Origin of the sequence: Streptomyces albus subsp. chlorinus (genome assembly GCF_013302895.1) — a bacterium.
In the GTDB taxonomy this organism is placed as follows: Bacteria; Actinomycetota; Actinomycetes; order Streptomycetales; family Streptomycetaceae; genus Streptomyces; species Streptomyces chlorinus.
In genome coordinates, this window is the sequence record NZ_VJOK01000001.1 from 5,230,740 (window position 1) to 5,248,073 (window position 17,334).

At 71.5% G+C, this 17,334-nt stretch carries 14 protein-coding genes; all 14 read left to right on the forward strand.

Going from position 1 to position 17,334, the window contains the following annotated elements:
• The first annotated feature begins 5 nt into the window (after window positions 1-5).
• The 14 genes from lysA (at window position 6) to atpB (ending at window position 17,292) form a co-directional block, all read left to right on the forward strand.
• Window positions 6-1,397, forward strand: coding sequence for a diaminopimelate decarboxylase (lysA, locus tag FM076_RS22990; RefSeq protein WP_173872851.1), 1,392 nt, complete (start codon window positions 6-8; stop codon window positions 1,395-1,397).
• Between the two features lie 107 nt (window positions 1,398-1,504).
• Window positions 1,505-2,803: a homoserine dehydrogenase gene (locus FM076_RS22995; protein ID WP_173874942.1), complete on the forward strand. Its 1,299-nt coding sequence runs from the start codon at window positions 1,505-1,507 to the stop codon at window positions 2,801-2,803.
• Window positions 2,804-2,921: 118 nt separating this feature from the next.
• Window positions 2,922-4,028 (forward strand): threonine synthase, encoded by a 1,107-nt coding sequence (gene thrC, locus FM076_RS23000; protein ID WP_243274610.1) that lies wholly within the window; start codon window positions 2,922-2,924, stop codon window positions 4,026-4,028.
• A 987-nt stretch (window positions 4,029-5,015) separates the two neighbouring features.
• Window positions 5,016-6,011, forward strand: a complete 996-nt coding sequence (thrB, locus tag FM076_RS23005) for a homoserine kinase (protein ID WP_173872852.1) — start codon at window positions 5,016-5,018, stop codon at window positions 6,009-6,011.
• 403 nt (window positions 6,012-6,414) lie between these two features.
• Window positions 6,415-8,556 (forward strand): transcription termination factor Rho, encoded by a 2,142-nt coding sequence (gene rho / locus FM076_RS23010; protein ID WP_173872853.1) that lies wholly within the window; start codon window positions 6,415-6,417, stop codon window positions 8,554-8,556.
• A 344-nt stretch (window positions 8,557-8,900) separates the two neighbouring features.
• Complete coding sequence (locus tag FM076_RS23015) at window positions 8,901-10,079, forward strand: LCP family protein (protein ID WP_173872854.1); 1,179 nt, start codon at window positions 8,901-8,903, stop codon at window positions 10,077-10,079.
• 158 nt (window positions 10,080-10,237) lie between these two features.
• The gene (gene rpmE, locus FM076_RS23020; protein WP_173872855.1) at window positions 10,238-10,462 is read left to right on the forward strand and encodes a 50S ribosomal protein L31; all 225 of its coding nucleotides are present in this window, start codon (window positions 10,238-10,240) and stop codon (window positions 10,460-10,462) included.
• A 158-nt stretch (window positions 10,463-10,620) separates the two neighbouring features.
• Window positions 10,621-11,691: a peptide chain release factor 1 gene (gene prfA, locus FM076_RS23025; protein WP_173874944.1), complete on the forward strand. Its 1,071-nt coding sequence runs from the start codon at window positions 10,621-10,623 to the stop codon at window positions 11,689-11,691.
• A gap of 69 nt (window positions 11,692-11,760) precedes the next feature.
• Entirely contained in the window at window positions 11,761-12,606 is an 846-nt protein-coding gene (gene prmC, locus FM076_RS23030; RefSeq protein ID WP_173872856.1) for a peptide chain release factor N(5)-glutamine methyltransferase, read from the forward strand.
• Window positions 12,606-13,253, forward strand: coding sequence for an L-threonylcarbamoyladenylate synthase (locus FM076_RS23035; RefSeq protein WP_173874945.1), 648 nt, complete (start codon window positions 12,606-12,608; stop codon window positions 13,251-13,253). Before prmC ends, FM076_RS23035 begins: the two co-directional genes overlap by 1 nt.
• Window positions 13,253-13,945 carry a protein-tyrosine-phosphatase gene (locus FM076_RS23040; RefSeq protein ID WP_428814979.1) on the forward strand — a complete coding sequence of 231 codons (693 nt, stop codon included), beginning with the start codon at window positions 13,253-13,255 and terminating at the stop codon, window positions 13,943-13,945. The genes FM076_RS23035 and FM076_RS23040 overlap by 1 nt, the downstream gene beginning before the upstream one ends.
• A gap of 242 nt (window positions 13,946-14,187) precedes the next feature.
• Window positions 14,188-15,540 carry an undecaprenyl/decaprenyl-phosphate alpha-N-acetylglucosaminyl 1-phosphate transferase gene (locus tag FM076_RS23045; RefSeq protein ID WP_173872857.1) on the forward strand — a complete coding sequence of 451 codons (1,353 nt, stop codon included), beginning with the start codon at window positions 14,188-14,190 and terminating at the stop codon, window positions 15,538-15,540.
• Window positions 15,541-15,817: 277 nt separating this feature from the next.
• Entirely contained in the window at window positions 15,818-16,243 is a 426-nt protein-coding gene (locus tag FM076_RS23050) for a hypothetical protein (RefSeq protein ID WP_173872858.1), read from the forward strand.
• 221 nt (window positions 16,244-16,464) lie between these two features.
• Window positions 16,465-17,292, forward strand: a complete 828-nt coding sequence (gene atpB, locus FM076_RS23055) for a F0F1 ATP synthase subunit A (RefSeq protein WP_173872859.1) — start codon at window positions 16,465-16,467, stop codon at window positions 17,290-17,292.
• Window positions 17,293-17,334: the final 42 nt, after the last annotated feature.

Genomic DNA, 17,334 nt, shown 5'->3' on the forward strand with positions numbered 1-17,334 from the left:
CGATCATGAGCCGTTCCGCACACCCCGCAGGCCCCCGCCACGGTGACGTCCTCCCGGAGGGCCACTACACGCCGCCGCCGACCGATCTGAACTCGCTCGACCCGCGCGTGTGGGCGCACACCGTCGAGCGCACCGCCGAGGGCTCCGTCGCTGTCGGCGGGCTCGACGTCCGCGAGATCGCCGCGGAGTTCGGCACGCCCGCGTACGTGATGGACGAGGCCGACTTCCGCGCCCGCTGCCGCGCCTGGCGGGACGCGTTCGGGCCGGACGCCGACGTCTTCTACGCGGGGAAGGCCTTCCTCTCGCGCGCCGTGGTGCGCTGGCTGTGCGAGGAGGGGCTGAACCTCGACGTGTGCTCCGGCGGCGAACTGGCGACCGCGCTGGCCGCCGGGATGCCCGCCGAGCGCATCGCGCTGCACGGCAACAACAAGTCCGCCGACGAGATCACCCGGGCCGTCGAGGCGGGCGTGGGGCGCATCGTCCTCGACTCGTTCCAGGAGATCGCCCGCGTCGCGCACATCGCCCAGCGGCTCGGGCGGCGGCAGCCCGTGCAGATCCGGGTCACGGTCGGTGTCGAGGCGCACACGCACGAGTTCATCGCGACGGCGCACGAGGACCAGAAGTTCGGCCTCGCTCTCGCGGGAGGGCAGGCGGCCGAGGCCGTGCGCCGGGTGCTGATGCTGGACAGCCTGGAGCTGACGGGCATCCACTCGCACATCGGCTCGCAGATCTTCGACATGGCCGGCTTCGAGGTCTCGGCACGCCGTGTGGTCGGCCTGCTGACGCAGATCCGCGACGAGCACGGCATCGAGCTGCCGGAGATCGACCTGGGGGGCGGCCTGGGCATCGCGTACACCCCCGAGGACGACCCGCGGGAGCCGCACGAGATCGCCAAGTCGCTGGGGGACATCGTCACCCGCGAGTGCGAGGCGGCGGGGCTGGCCGTGCCGCGGCTTTCGGTGGAGCCGGGCCGCGCCATCGTCGGGCCGACGGCCTTCACGCTCTACGAGGTCGGCACCCTCAAGGAGCTGGAGGGGCTGCGCACGTACGTGAGCGTGGACGGCGGGATGTCCGACAACATCCGCACCGCCCTCTACGACGCCGAGTACAGCGTCGCGCTCGTCTCCCGCTCCTCCGAGGCGGAGCCGATGCTCAGCCGGGTGGTGGGCAAGCACTGCGAGAGCGGTGACATCGTCGTACGGGACGCGTTCCTGCCCTCCGACCTGGCGCCCGGCGATCTGCTGGCCGTGCCGGCGACCGGTGCCTACTGCCGGTCGATGGCGAGCAACTACAACCATGCGCTGCGCCCGCCGGTCGTCGCCGTACGGGACGGGCAGGCGCGGACCATCGTGCGGCGCGAGACGGAGGAAGATCTTCTGCGTCTCGATGTCGGTTAGCGAGATATACGTCCCACATACTGGACCTGGCGTGGAATCTCCGTTCCGGTAAGTGAGACTTGACCACCAGTACCTGTAACGGGACAGACGGAAAAAGAGGTCGAATGATGCGTACGCGTCCGCTGAAAGTGGCGCTGCTGGGCTGTGGGGTCGTCGGCTCAGAGGTGGCACGCATCATGACGACGCACGCCGAGGACCTCGCCCAGCGCATCGGCGCCCCCGTCGAACTGGCGGGGGTCGCCGTCCGGCGTCCCGACCGCGTCCGCGCGGGCGTCGACCCGCACCTGGTGACCACCGACGCCGCCGCGCTCGCCGCCCGCGACGACATCGACGTGGCCGTGGAGGTCATCGGCGGCATCGAGCCCGCCCGCTCCCTGATCACCTCGGCGTTCGAACACGGTGCCAGCGTCGTGACCGCCAACAAGGCGCTGCTCGCCGAGGACGGCGGCACCCTCCACGAGGCCGCCGAGAAGCACGGCGTCGACCTGTACTACGAGGCCGCCGTCGCCGCCGCGATCCCCCTGGTGCGGCCCCTGCGCGAGTCCCTGGCGGGCGACACCGTCAACCGCGTCCTGGGCATCGTCAACGGCACCACCAACTTCATCCTCGACCGCATGGAGTCCACGGGCGCCGGCTACAGCGAGGCGCTGGACGAGGCCACCGCGCTCGGCTACGCGGAAGCCGACCCGACCGCCGATGTCGAGGGCTTCGACGCCGCCGCGAAGGCGGCCATCCTGGCGGGCATCGCCTTCCACACCCGCGTACGCCTCGACGACGTGCACCGCGAGGGCCTGACCGACGTGACGGCCGCCGACATCGCCTCCGCGAAACGCATGGGCTGCACCGTCAAGCTCCTGGCCATCTGCGAGCGCGCCGCCGACGGCCGCTCGGTCACCGCCCGGGTGCACCCGGCCATGATCCCGCTCAGCCACCCGCTCGCCTCGGTGCGCGAGGCGTACAACGCGGTCTTCGTCGAGTCGGAGGCGGCCGGGCAGCTGATGTTCTACGGTCCCGGCGCGGGTGGCGCGCCCACCGCCTCCGCCGTCCTCGGCGACCTGGTGGCCGCCTGCCGCAACAAGCTGTCCGGCGGCCGCGGCCCTGGCGAGTCGGCGTACGCGCAGCTGCCGGTTTCCCCCATGGGCGAGGTGGTCACCCGGTACCACATCAGCCTGGACGTCGCCGACAAGCCCGGTGTCCTGGCCCAGGTGGCAACCGTCTTCGCCCAGCACGGCGTCTCCATCGACACCGTGCGGCAGAAGGGCAAGGAAGGCCCGCACGACGGAGCCTGGCTCGTCGTCGTCACCCACCGTGCCCCGGACGCCGCCCTCAGCGCGACGGTCGAGGCGCTGCGCGGCCTCGACACCGTGCGCGGCGTCGCCAGCATCATGCGGGTCGAGGGTGAGTGAGCGTGCGCACCGCCGCCGTGAGGCGGCGGGGTGCGGCACGGCAAGCCCGGCGCGGCGGGCAGCGCCGGACAATGGTCAGTAAGGGAGCCGAGGAACAGTGACCGTCATGGAGCCTGAGATGTCTCAGATGCCCCAGGGGGCGTCCGCGCCCGCAGCGCGTGCCGCGGGACGCCCGCAGTGGCGCGGCATCATCGAGGAGTACCGCGACCGCCTCCCGGTCGCCGCCGACACCACCGCCGTCACACTCCGTGAGGGCGGCACCCCGCTGGTCCCCGCGCGAGTGCTCTCCGAGCTGACCGGCTGCGACGTCCACCTCAAGGTGGAGGGCGCCAACCCCACCGGCTCCTTCAAGGACCGCGGGATGACGATGGCCATCACCCGCGCCAAGGAGGAGGGCGCCCAGGCCGTCATCTGCGCCTCCACCGGCAACACCTCGGCCTCGGCCGCCGCCTACGCCGTGCGGGCCGGCATGGTGTGCGCCGTGCTGGTGCCGCAGGGCAAGATCGCCCTGGGCAAGATGGGGCAGGCGCTGGTGCACGGCGCCAAGATCCTCCAGGTGGACGGCAACTTCGACGACTGCCTGGAGCTGGCCCGCGGGCTGTCGGACAAGTACCCGGTCTCGCTGGTCAATTCGGTCAACCCGGTGCGGATCGAGGGCCAGAAGACGGCGGCCTTCGAGATCGTGGACATGCTCGGGGACGCCCCCGACATCCACGTCCTCCCGGTCGGCAACGCGGGCAACATCACCGCGTATTGGAAGGGCTACCGCGAGTACCACGAGGACGGCCCCGCCACCCGTACCCCGCGCATGTGGGGCTACCAGGCGTCGGGCGCCGCTCCCCTCGTGCGCGGTGAGGCCGTCAAGGAGCCCAGCACCATCGCCACCGCCATCCGCATCGGCAACCCGGCCTCCTGGACGCTGGCCGAACAGGCCCGCGACGAGTCGGGCGGGTTCATCGACATGGTGACCGACCGTCAGATCCTCCGGGCCTACCGGCTGTTGGCCGCGCAGGAGGGCGTCTTCGTCGAACCCGCGTCGGCGGCGTCGGTCGCCGGGCTGATCCAGGCCGCCGAGGAGGGCAAGGTGGAAGCGGGGCAGCGCATCGTGTGCACCGTCACCGGCAACGGCCTCAAGGACCCCGACTGGGCCGTGGCGGGCGCGCCGCAGCCCCTCGTCGTGCCCGTGGACGCGGACGCCGCAGCCGAGCGCCTCGGCCTCGCCTGACACCCCTTCCGCCACCTCTCCCGGGCCGGCCCTGGAACCTCGCGAAGGCTCCCGCGTCCGGCCCGAGAGGACCTCGAACCCCGCCCGAGCGGCCCCGCACACCATTGTGAGGACTCCCGGCCCTCGCCCGAGGAACTCCCGCGCCCGGCGGTGGGGCTTCCGGACCCCGCCCGCCCGGCCCTCGCGCCGCGTGTGGGGGCTCTCGGGTGTCGTCCGCGTGGTCCTCGGGGCCGGCCTGGGGCTTCCGGGGTCCGTTCGAAAGGGCTCGGGCTCGGCCTGGGATTTCGGGTGTCGTTCGGCCTCCGCCCCTGTGCGCGGGGCTCTCGGGTGTCTCCGCGCGGTCCGGTCCCTGAGGCGGCCTGGGGCTTCCGGGGCTCGTCCGAGGGGCTCTCGGGCCGTGCCCTAGGACTCACGGGTCCCGCCCCGGGGCCCGGGCCGCGCCGGAGGAATCCTCGGCATGCCGGCTGGGCGGCTCCCGGGCCTCGCTTGCGCGGCTCCTGGCCCTGTCCGCCGGAACCTGGGCGCCGCCCGGACAGGACGCGAGGTTCCGCACGGGCGGGACCCGAGGGGCCGCCAGGCGGTCGGCTCGCCCCGCGTCCGGGACGGGCCGGGCACGGTCGCCCGCAGGGCCCCGTGGGGCGTGGGCCATGGGCCCATGGCCCACGGGGCCGGCAGGTCCTGCCGGGAGGCTCGGCCGCGCCGGGGCCGGCCCTGGGCTCTTCCGCCGACCGGAAGAGCCCAGGGTGCGGGCCCGTAGGTGTGCTCCAGACGGGCACACCGGACAGAAGCACGGGGAGGCTCACGACACGCATCGTGCGCCTCCCGTGCGCCCTATGTCGCCACTGAACCCACCTTCGATAGGCTGAGATTCACCCCGACTCCTGACGTCCCCGCCTCGGGCCCTGTGCCGAGCGGTGTGGCCGGTCCGGCGCAGCCGTGGCCTTGACGGGGTGCTCCGCAAACCGAACCAAGGAGTGTCATCGTCAGATGGCCGGTCCCGCGTTCCGCGCCGCCGCCGTCCGGGTGCGCGTCCCCGCCACCAGCGCCAACCTCGGCCCCGGCTTCGACGCCCTGGGCCTCGCCCTGGGGATCTACGACGACGTGGTCGTCCGTGTCGCCGATTCCGGCCTGCACATCGACATCGCCGGCGAGGGCGCCGAGTCCCTGCCGCGCGACGAGAACCACCTGCTCGTCCGCTCCCTGCGCACCGCCTTCGACGCCTTGGGCGGCCAGCCGCGCGGTCTGGAGATCGTGTGCGCCAACCGCATCCCGCACGGCCGCGGCCTCGGCTCCTCCTCCGCCGCCATCTGCGCGGGCGTCATGGCCGCCCGTGCCGTGACCACGGGCGGTGAGGCGAGGCTGGACGACACCGCGCTGCTGGAGCTGGCCACCGAGATCGAGGGCCACCCCGACAACGTGGCCGCCTGTCTGCTCGGCGGCTTCACCCTGGCCTGGACGGACGGCGGCGCGGCCCGCGCGGTGCGGATGGAGCCCGCCGCCTCCCTCGTCCCGGTGGTCTTCGTCCCCGCGAAACCCCTGCTCACCCAGACCGCCCGGGGGCTGCTGCCGCGCACGGTGCCGCACGTGGACGCGGCCTTCAACGCGGGGCGCGCCGCGCTGCTCGTCGAGGCGCTGACCCGGCGGCCCGAGTTGCTGCTGGCCGCCACCGAGGACCGGCTGCACCAGGAGTACCGGGCCCCGGCGATGACGGAGAGTGCGGATCTGGTGGGCCGGCTGCGTGCCGAGGCCGTCCCCGCGGTCATCTCGGGAGCCGGTCCGACGGTGCTGGCCCTGGCGGCGAACGACGGCGAGGCGGACAAGGTCTCCCGGCTGGCGGGAGACGGCTGGACCGCGAACCGGCTGGCCCTGGACCTGGCGGGCGCCTGTGTGCTGCCCCTGGCCACGGGCTCCGGGAGCGACGCGGGCCACAGTGGTTCCGGGACCGGGAACGCACCGGGAGGCGCGGGCAGCGGGCCCCGGTGACAGCGGGTTGCGGATCTTCGAGAGGGGGAATGTTTGTTGGATCCGGTAGTGTTAACCTCAAGTCTGCACTCGCAGTCTCGTGGACCCCGCGCAGGTAAGTGTGAGGGTTCGAGGAGTGCGGTGCTTGCGTGTTCCCCTGGCAGGCCCAGCAGGGACCACCTCTTCTTCCAGGAGCCTCCCACACTGCACGGAACACTGCCGCGCAGGGGCGAACACGCTCCGGAGCCGACGTGAAGGTCATCCATGTCGAGGCTTCACGCCGAACCCACGTACTGATCTCCCCGCCGTATATCCAGGCGGGACCACCGCCCCGGCTCAGTCCCCCAACGCAGGACTCCAGCCGGACAGCACAACCGGTCGCCGAGCCAGACTGGCCGACGTCCGCTCCAGGGAAGGACCCTTCGTGAGCGACACCACCGATCTGATGGGCGTGAACGCCGATACCGCAGCCGACGGTGCCGCGGCGCCCGCTACGGACGCATCCGCCGCGCCTGCGGCCTCCGGTGCTGCCGCACCCAGGCGTCGGCGCTCCGGCACGGGGCTCGAGGGCATGGTTCTGGCCGAGCTCCAGCAGGTCGCCTCCAGCCTCGGCATCAGGGGCACCGCGCGGATGCGCAAGAGCCAGCTGATCGAGGTCATCAAGGAGCACCAGGCGGGCGGCAGTTCGTCCGCCGCGGCCACCTCCGGCAAGGGTGCCAAGGCCGCCGACAGCAAGGCGGGCAAGGACGCCAAGGACGCGGGGGAGGCCCCGGCCGCCAAGGAGGCGCAGCCCGCCGAGGGCGGCGCCACCGAGACCAAGCCGAAGCGCCGCGCCACCTCCCGGGCCCGTACCGGTGAGCCGGAGGGCGCGCAGCAGGAGGCCCAGGGCGGCCAGCAGCAGATCGACATCCCCGGACAGACCGAGGGCGACGCCAAGGCGGCCCAGGAGGGCGGCCGGGTGCGCCGTACCAGGGCCTCCTCCACCGAGGACGCCGCGGAGCCGGCGGAGGGCCGTACGGACGCGAAGTCCTCCGCCGAGGGCGGCAGGCCCGCGGACAAGGACGGCAAGGACGGCAGCGGCAAGGACGCCAGGGGCGAGCGCCCCGACAAGGACGCCAAGGCCGACCGTTCCGAGCGGGACGGCAAGGGCGGCGAGGGCAAGCAGCAGGACCGCCCCTCCAAGCGGGAGCGCCAGCGCGACCGCGACCGCAACCGGGACCGCGGCAAGAGCGACGGCGGCGGCCAGCAGAACCAGTCCGGCGGCGGTGGCCGCCGGGACGGCCGCGACAACCGCGACCGTGACAACCGGGAGGACGCCTTCGACGACGAGAGCGGCGGCGGCCGCCGCGGTCGCCGTGGCCGCTACCGGGACCGCAGGGGCCGGCGCGGCGGGCGTGACGAGTTCGAGCCGCAGATCTCCGAGGACGACGTCCTGATCCCGGTCGCCGGCATCCTCGACATCCTCGACAACTACGCGTTCGTGCGCACCTCCGGCTACCTGCCGGGTCCCAACGACGTGTACGTCTCGCTCGCGCAGGTCCGCAAGAACGGCCTGCGCAAGGGCGACCACGTCACCGGCGCGGTGCGCCAGCCGCGTGAGGGGGAGCGGCGCGAGAAGTTCAACGCGCTGGTCCGCCTCGACTCCGTCAACGGGATGTCGCCCGAGGACGGCAAGGGCCGTTCGGAGTTCAACAAGCTCACCCCCCTCTACCCGCAGGAGCGGCTGCGTCTGGAGACGGAGCCCAATCACCTGACCTCGCGGATCATCGACCTGGTCTCGCCGGTCGGCAAGGGGCAGCGCGGTCTGATCGTGGCCCCGCCGAAGGCGGGCAAGACCACGGTGCTGCAGTCGATCGCGAACTCGATCACCCGGAACAACCCCGAGTGCCACCTGATGGTCGTCCTGGTGGACGAGCGTCCGGAAGAGGTCACCGACATGCAGCGGTCGGTCAAGGGCGAGGTCATCTCCTCGACCTTCGACCGCCCGGCCGAGGACCACACCACCATCGCCGAGCTGGCCATCGAGCGGGCGAAGCGGCTGGTGGAGCTGGGCCACGACGTGGTGATCCTGCTGGACAACATCACCCGCCTCGCGCGCGCCTACAACCTGGCGGCGCCCGCCTCGGGCCGCATCCTCTCCGGTGGTGTGGACTCGACGGCGCTGTACCCGCCGAAGAAGTTCTTCGGCGCGGCGCGCAACATCGAGGACGGCGGCTCCCTGACGATCCTCGCCGCGGCGCTGGTGGAGACCGGCTCCCGGATGGAGGAGGTCATCTTCGAGGAGTTCAAGGGCACCGGCAACATGGAGCTGAAGCTCGACCGGAAGCTCGCCGAGAAGCGGATCTTCCCCGCGGTGGACGTGGACGCGTCCGGCACCCGCAAGGAGGAGATCCTCATGGCGAACGAGGAGCTCCAGATCGTCTGGAAGCTGCGGCGCGTGCTGCACGCCCTGGACCAGCAGCAGGCCATCGAGCTGCTGCTGGACAAGATGAAGCAGACGAAGTCCAACGCGGAGTTCCTGCTCCAGATCCAGAAGACGACGCCGACGCCCAACGGGCAGGATTGAGGGCCGGCGGGTCCCGGTCGGCCGGAGGTGTCGTCGGGGTGTCGCCCGGACGGGTCATGGCGAGGGCCGTCCCACCACACACGGTGGGGCGGCCCTCGCCGTCTGTTCTGGCTGCTGAGAGCTTGCCCACAGGCCCGCCTCGCCGCGTTCGGGTGTCGGCTCGGCAGGCGCGGGTACGTCGTCGCAGGTAAAACGGGACCAGTACCGAGATGCGGCCCCGTCCGTGCGCCGCCGGCCCGTCGCGAGCACCCGGCGCGCGTGGTGACCGGTTGTGCAACCCTTCCGGCGAGACCCAGCGTCCACACAGGACACACACGCCACGAGCAGGACTGAGGGAAGTGACAATGGCGGGCGACAGCTACGAGGGCGACACGGCGGCGGGAGGCCGCTCCCGGGGCATATGTGCCACCGGACGTCGCCGCAGGCCGCGCAGCGGGCGTCAGCGCGCCGTGCGTGCCGCCGCCTGGGCCGTGGCGGGAGCCGTCGTGCTCGGCGGTACGAGCCTCGGCTTCGTGTACTTCAAACTGGACGGCAACGTCTCCGGCGTCGACATCAACGCGGCCCTGGGCACCGACCGGCCGCAGGACGTGCCGAACGGTTCCATGGACATCCTGGTGCTCGGCTCGGACACCCGCGCGGGGGACAACGCGAAGTACGGCCGTGACCAGGGCGGCGCCCGCTCGGACACGGCGATGGTGCTGCACATCAACGAGAAGCACGACAAGGCCAGCGTCGTCTCGATACCCCGCGACACCCTGGTGCGGCGGCCGAGCTGCGAGGGTGACGCCTCGGAGCACCACAGAAACGTTCCCGCGCAGCGCGCGATGTTCAACAGCGCCTACGACGTCGGCGGCCCCGCGTGCGCCGTCAAGACCGTCGAGTCCCTCTCCGGCGTGCGGATGGACCACTACCTCGAGGTCGACTTCGCGGGCTTCAAGAAGCTGATCAACACCCTCGGCGGCGTCGAGATGACCACCGCCAAGCCGATCCACGACAAGGACAGCCACCTCGACCTGGGGGCCGGCACCCACCGGCTGGACGGCGAGCAGTCCCTCGGCCTGGTGCGCACCCGGCACGGCGTCGGTGACGGCAGCGACCTGGGCCGCATCCAGCTCCAGCAGGCGTTCGTCAAGGCGCTCATCGACCAGGTCAACAGCATCGGCCTCTTCAGCAGCCCCAAGAAGCTCTACGACCTGGCCGACACCGCGACCTCGGCGATCACCACCGACTCCGAGCTGGACTCGGTGGGCGAGCTGACGGGTCTGGCGAAGACGCTCAAGGGCATCAAGTCCGACGACATCCAGATGACGACGCTGCCGGTGGAGTACGACCCCGCCGACCCGAACCGCGTGGTGCAGATCGACGCCAAGACCGAGAAGGTCTGGTGGGCGCTCAAGCACGACAAGCCGGTCCCGAGGTCGGCCACCAAGGGCTCGGCGGGCGACAAGACGGACATAGGCGGTGTGGTCCGCAACCAGCACAAGACGGCCCGGGCCGCCGGGAACGAGCCGGGCGACCGCTGAGGGCCCGGGGGACCCGGTCGGGAGCGGCGGGGGAATACGGCGGCACGGCCCCCGGTTTTGGGGGGTGCGGCCAGCAGTGGCAAACTGGACCGTCGGCCCCGGTTCACGGGGGACAACCCGTCCACCGACCCGGCGCCCTCCCGAACCTAGGAGTGACCTTGAAGCGCGACATCCACCCCGAGTACCGCGAGACCCAGGTGAGCTGCACCTGTGGCAACTCGTTCACCACGCGTAGCACCATGCCGGAAGGCGTGATCCGCGCCGACATCTGCTCGGCCTGCCACCCGTTCTACACCGGAAAGCAGAAGATCCTCGACACCGGTGGCCGCGTGGCCCGCTTCGAGGCCCGCTTCGGCAAGAGCGCGGGCAGCGCCAAGAAGTAGCGACACCGCAGCGCCGGACCGCGCCGCCCTGGCCGGGCAGCGCGGCCCGGCGCTCTTTTGGTGCTCAGCGCCCGCCGGGGCCAGGTGTCCCGGCGGGCCCGGCCCCGCACGGGGCGTCACACTTCTTCGTCAAGGGTCTTGAGTAGGGGATGGCCACGATGTTCGAGGCGGTCGAGGAACTCGTCGGCGAGCACGCCGACCTGGAGCGGCGGCTCGCCGATCCGGCGATCCACGCCGACCAGGCGGGGGCCCGTCGGCTGAACAAGCGCTACGCCGAGCTGACCCCGATCATCAACGCCTACGGCGAGTGGAAGCGGACCGGGGACGACATCGGCACCGCCCGCGAACTCGCCGCGGAGGACCCCGAGTTCGCCGCCGAGGTCAAGGAGCTGGAGCGCCGCCGCGAGGAGCTGACCGAGCGGCTGCGGCTGCTGCTCGTCCCGCGGGACCCCAGCGACGACAAGGACGTCATCCTGGAGATCAAGGCGGGCGAGGGCGGCGACGAGTCGGCGCTGTTCGCTGGCGACCTGCTGCGGATGTATCTGCGCTACGCCGAGCGCCACGGCTGGAAGACCGAACTGATCGGCGCCACCGAGTCCGATCTGGGCGGCTACAAGGACGTCCAGGTGGCGGTGAAGTCCAAGGGCGCCGCCGAGCCCGGACAGGGCGTGTGGGCGCGGCTGAAGTACGAGGGCGGGGTGCACCGCGTCCAGCGGGTGCCGGCCACCGAGTCCCAGGGCCGCATCCACACCTCCGCCGCCGGTGTCCTGGTCCTGCCCGAGGCCGAGGAGGTGGACGTGGAGATCAACCCGAACGATCTGCGCATCGACGTCTACCGCTCCTCAGGACCCGGCGGGCAGTCCGTCAACACCACCGACTCGGCCGTGCGCATCACCCACGAGCCGACCGGCATCGTCGTCTCCTGCCAGAACGAGAAGAGCCAGCTCCAGAACAAGGAGCAGGCCCTGCGCATCCTGCGGGCCCGGCTGCTGGCCGCCGCCCAGGAGGAGGCCGAGAAGGAGGCCTCGGACGCGCGCCGCAGCCAGGTGCGGACCGTGGACCGCTCCGAGCGGGTGCGCACCTACAACTTCCCGGAGAACCGCATCTCGGACCACCGCGTCGGCTTCAAGGCCTACAACCTCGACCAGGTGCTGGACGGCGAGCTGGACCCGGTCATCCAGGCGTGCGCGGACGCGGACTCGGCGGCCAAGCTGGCCGCCGCCCAGTGACGTGCCCGGTGCCCTGGTGAGTGCTGTTGTGACGCTGAAGATCCCGCAGGCCCCGGGAGGGGGAACGGAGTGAACGTGCTGCTCGCCGAGGTGGCGCAGGCCACCCAGCGGCTGGCCGACGCGGGCGTGCCCTCGCCGCGTTTCGACGCCGAGGAGCTGGCCGCCTGGGTGCACGGCGTCAAACGGGGCGAGCTGCACCGGGTCGCCGACGCCGACTTCGACGCGCGCTACTGGGAGGCCGTGGCCCGCCGCGAGGCCCGCGAGCCGCTCCAGCACATCACCGGGCGCGCCTTCTTCCGCTATCTGGAGCTGCACGTGGGCGCCGGCGTCTTCGTGCCCAGGCCGGAGACGGAGTCCGTGGTCGGCTGGGCGATAGACGCGGTACGTGCCATGGACGTCGCCGAGCCGCTGATCGTGGACCTGTGCACCGGCTCGGGCGCCATCGCGCTCGCCCTCGCCCAGGAGGTCCCCCGCTCGCGGGTGCACGCCGTCGAACTGGACGAGGGCGCGCTGGAGTGGGCCCGCAAGAACGTCGAGGGCTCGCGGGTGGTGCTGCACCACGGGGACGCGCGCACGGCACTGCCCGAGCTCGACGGCCAGGTCGACCTGGTGATCTCCAATCCGCCCTACATCCCGCTCACCGAGTGGGAGTACGTGGCGCCCGAGGCGCGCGACCACGATCCGCAGATGGCGCTGTTCTCCGGCGAGGACGGTCTGGACGTCATCCGCGGCCTGGAGCGCACCGCGCACCGGCTGCTGCGCCCCGGCGGGGTCGTGGTGATCGAGCACGCCGACACCCAGGGCGGCCAGGTGCCCTGGATCTTCACCGAGGACCGGGGCTGGGCCGACGCCGCGGACCATCCCGATCTCAACAACCGTCCCCGTTTCGCCACCGCACGCAGGGAGGTGCCGTGATGGCACGGCGTTACGACTGCTCCGACGCGACCGACCGCGCGACCGGGCTGCGCGAGGCCGCCTCGGCCGTGAGGCGCGGAGAACTCGTCGTGCTGCCGACGGACACCGTCTACGGCGTCGGCGCCGACGCGTTCAGCTCCGACGCCGTCGGCGATCTCCTGGAGGCCAAGGGCCGCGGCCGCGGCATGCCCTCCCCGGTCCTGGTGGGCTCGCCCAACACGCTGCACGGCCTGGTCACGGACTTCTCCGAGAGTGCCTGGGAACTGGTGGACGCCTTCTGGCCCGGCGCGCTCACCCTGGTGGCGCGGCACCAGCCGTCGCTGACCTGGGACCTGGGCGAGACCCACGGCACGGTGGCCGTGCGGATGCCGCTGCACCCGGTCGCCATCGAGCTGCTGAGCGAGTTCGGCCCCATGGCCGTCTCCTCGGCGAACCTGAGCGGGCACCCGGCGCCGATGGACTGCGACGCCGCGCAGGAGATGCTGGGCGAGTCGGTCTCCGTCTACCTGGACGGCGGCCCCACGCAGGACAGCGTCCCCTCCTCCATCGTGGACGTCACCGGGCCGGTGCCCGTACTGCTGCGGGCCGGCGCCATCGACGCCGACGAGCTGCGCGAGGTCGTACCGGACCTGGAGGTGGCCGGGTAGTGACCGCCCCTCCCGGGCGTGGTGCGGCCGAGTCCGGCGGCATAAACGGCGCCGAGCGCGCGTTCCGCATCCTCCACGTCTCCACAGGCAACGTGTGCCGCTCGCCGATCACCGAGCGGCTCACCCGGCACGCCCTGGCCGAACGGCTGGGGGACAGCCGCACCGGCGGCCTCGTGGTCGAGAGCGCGGGCACCTGGGGGCACGAGGGCGCGCCGATGGAGGAGAACGCGGTGGCCGTGCTCCTCGAACACGGTGCGGACGCCGAAGGGTTCACCGGCCGCGAGCTGCTGGACGAACACGTGATCCGGGCGGACCTGGTGCTGACGGCCACCCGCGACCACCGGGCGCAGGTGATCTCCATGGGGCACTCGGCGGGCCTGCGCACCTTCACGCTCAAGGAGTTCACCCGGCTGGTGCGGGCGATAGACCCGGCGACGCTGCCCGAGGCGCGCGGCCCCGAGGGCGTGGTGGAGCGGGCGCACGCGCTGGTCCAGGCGGCGGCCGCGCTGCGCGGCTGGCTGCTGGCGCCCAGCCCGGAGGCCGACGAGATCCACGACCCGTACGGGGCGCCGATCCCCTACTTCCGCTCCGTCGGCGAGGAGATCAGCCGGGCGCTGGACCCGGTCCTCACCGCGCTGACGGGCGTCCCCGCCGCCCCGGAGGGGGCCGGGCGCGGTCCGGCCGGCCGCTGAGCCCGAGCGGCCCGCCGCGGACTGTTCGAAGCCGTCACCATGTGTCATAGGCTGGTGCCGAGCAGGTCACGGCGCCCTGGCCGGGCGCCGGTGGCGTGCCGCTGTCCTCCGGGGGCCACCCCCCGGAGCCCCGGGTCCGGCGCCGGGCGCCGCTGATCCCAGCGTGCCCCGTGGGGCGGCCGGCTCGGTGACGTTGTCCTATGGTGTGGGTCCGAGCAGCCCGTGAGACCTCTGGGGAGTCCGTGCGTGAGTATCTGCTGACGCTGTGCGTCACGGCGGCGGTCACCTATCTGCTGACCGGTCCGGTGCGGAAGTTCGCCATCGCGGCGGGGGCGATGCCCCCGGTGCGGGCGCGGGACGTGCACCGGGAGCCGACGCCACGGCTCGGCGGTATCGCGATGTTCGGCGGCCTGTGCGCGGGCCTGCTGGTGGCCTCGCAACTGACCAACATCGGTGAGCTGTTCACCCTTTCCGACGAACCCAGGGCCCTGCTGTCCGGGGCCGGACTGATCTGGCTGATCGGCGTCCTGGACGACAAATGGGGCGTGGACGCGCTGGTGAAGCTCGGCGGCCAGATGATCGCCGCCGGTGTGATGGTCCTCCAGGGGCTCACCATCCTGTGGCTGCCGGTCCCGGGCGTGGGCAATGTCGCGCTGACACCCCTGCAGGGCACCCTGCTGACGGTCGCCCTCGTGGTGATCACGATCAACGCGGTGAACTTCGTCGACGGCCTCGACGGACTGGCCGCGGGCATGGTCTGCATCGCCTCGCTGGCGTTCTTCATGTACGCGTACCGCATCTGGTACGGCTACGGCATCGAGGCGGCGGCGCCCGCGACGCTCTTCGCGGCGGTGCTCATGGGCATGTGCCTGGGCTTCCTGCCGCACAACATGCACCCGGCGCGGATCTTCATGGGCGACTCGGGCTCGATGCTGATCGGCCTGGTGCTGGCCGCCGGCGCGGTCTCGATCACCGGCCAGGTGGACCCGGACCTGATGGTGGAGCACACCGGTTCGGTCAAGTCCGCGGTGCACACGATGGTGCCGCTGTACATGCCGCTGCTGCTGCCGCTGAGCATCATCGCCATCCCCGTCGCCGACCTGGTGATGGCGATCGTGCGGCGCACCTGGAACGGGCGCTCGCCGTTCGCCGCGGACCGGGGGCACCTGCACCACCGGCTGCTGGAGATCGGGCACTCGCACAGCCGGGCCGTGCTGATCATGTACTTCTGGGCCGCCCTGATCGCCTTCGGCGCCGTGGCCTTCTCGGTGCGCTCCTCCAGTCTCGCGATCGTGCTGGCGATCGTGCTGCTGAGCGCGGTGGGGCTGGTGGTCCTGCTGCTGCCGCGCTACACCCCGCGGGTGCCCGCCTGGGCCCAGCGGGTGCTGCCGCCCCGCTACCGGCGCGCCCAGCACGAGCGGGGGGCGGCCTTCGTCGACCCGACGCCGCCCGGGCCGGGGGAGGACCCGGTGCCCGCGGGGGAGGACGCCGAGCGGGCGGAGCGCGAGCCGGCGCTGGCCGGACTGGAGGGCGCGACGGCGATCGGGGAGCGTCGGCAGTTCACCCGGCCGAAGAAGATCAACACCCGGGACTGAGGCGCCCTGTTGCCCGACGGAACGGGTCAATACCAGACAAAGCGCCCGGCGTCAGCCTGGAGCGCATATGCTCACACCTGCGTGTGACAGGGGGCACACGAAGTAGGTAAAGACCTCATCAAATAGTTTGTGATACCGTTCACGAAACCCGGTGACAACCGAAGTGCCGCGCTTGCGCGGGCCCTTCTGTGGGAGGGCGCACCTCCGCGCCGGGCTACGCTCGTCATCGACGACTCACGTCCTCGCACGTTTCCCCGAGTTCCCCGGAGAACACCACATGCAGTCGAACGACGCACGCATGCTGCTGCACTGCGCCGTCCCGACCGCCCTCGCCGGTGTCGTGGCCGCGGCCCTCAGCGGCGTGTTCGCAGGAGGCAAGGGAGCCATCGGCGCGGCGGTCGGCGCCCTCGTAGTGATCCTCTTCATGGGGCTCGGCCTTTACGTCCTCCAGCGGACAGCGCGCTCCTTCCCGCACCTCTTTCAGGCGATGGGCCTCCTGCTCTATACGACGCAGATTCTGCTGCTGTTCGTGGTGCTGGTGGTCTTCCGGGATACCACCCTTTTCGACACCAAGACCTTCGCGTTCACTCTGCTCGGCGCCACCGTGGTGTGGGTCGCCTCGCAGGGCAGGGCCCATATGAAGGCGAAGATCATGTATGTCGAGCCCGCCACCGGCAGCGGCGAGAAAGCCAGTGCCACGTAGGGGCGGGATAAGCGCTCGTTCGAGCAACTGCTATCGTCCGTTGCCAACTGCGGCGCAGCAGACGGGGGCGGCAGCGTTCCGCCCGGTTCCGGACCCGAGGGGACGGAACGGACGCTCGCGCACCCTGCTCAGCCGCCGCCCCCGATTCGTAAGACCAAGACCAGTGCCGTTCCGTGGCAGCACGCCGCGCCGACACAACGAGGTAGCCGTTTTCATGCGCCATGCAGAAGGAGCCCGCGGTGAGTGCTGACCAGATGCTCGCCTTTGAGACCGACTGCCACCTTTTCAGTGGTTGCGGCTTTGAGGCTCCAGGGCTCCACTCGTTCGTCTTCGAGCCGATGTTCAGCATCGGCGGCTTCGACTTCAACAAGCCGATCCTGCTCGCCCTGGTGGGCACCCTCGCCATCGTGTGGTTCTTCTGGGCCGCCTTCAACAAGCCGAAGCTCGTGCCGGGCAAGCTCCAGATGGTCGGCGAGGCGGGCTACGACTTCATCCGCCGCGGCGTGGTCTACGAAACGATCGGCAAGAAGGAAGGCGAGAAGTACGTCCCCCTGGTGGTGTCGCTCTTCTTCTTCGTCTGGGTGATGAACCTGTGGTCGGTCATCCCGCTGGCGCAGTTCCCCGTGACGTCGATCTTCTCGATCCCGCTCGGCCTCGCGCTGCTCGTCTACGTCCTGTGGGTGGGACTGACCTTCAAGCGCCACGGTTTCGTCGGTGCCTTCAAGAACTTCACGGGCTACGACAAGTCGCTCGGCGCGGTGCTGCCGCTGGTCATGGTCATCGAGCTGTTCTCGAACCTGCTGGTGCGCCCGTTCACGCACGCGGTCCGGCTCTTCGCGAACATGTTTGCAGGGCACATGCTCGTGGCCCTCTTCACCATCGCGAGCTGGTACATGCTCAACGGCATCGGCATCGCGTACTCGGTCGTGTCCTTCGTGATGACGGTCGTGATGATCGCCTTCGAGCTGTTCATCCAGGTCATCCAGGCCTACGTCTTCGTCCTGCTGACCTGCTCCTACATCCAGGGCGCGCTCGTCGAGGAACACTGAGCCAGCCCGCTCCCCGCAACCCCCAGCTGTCCGGCGGCCAAC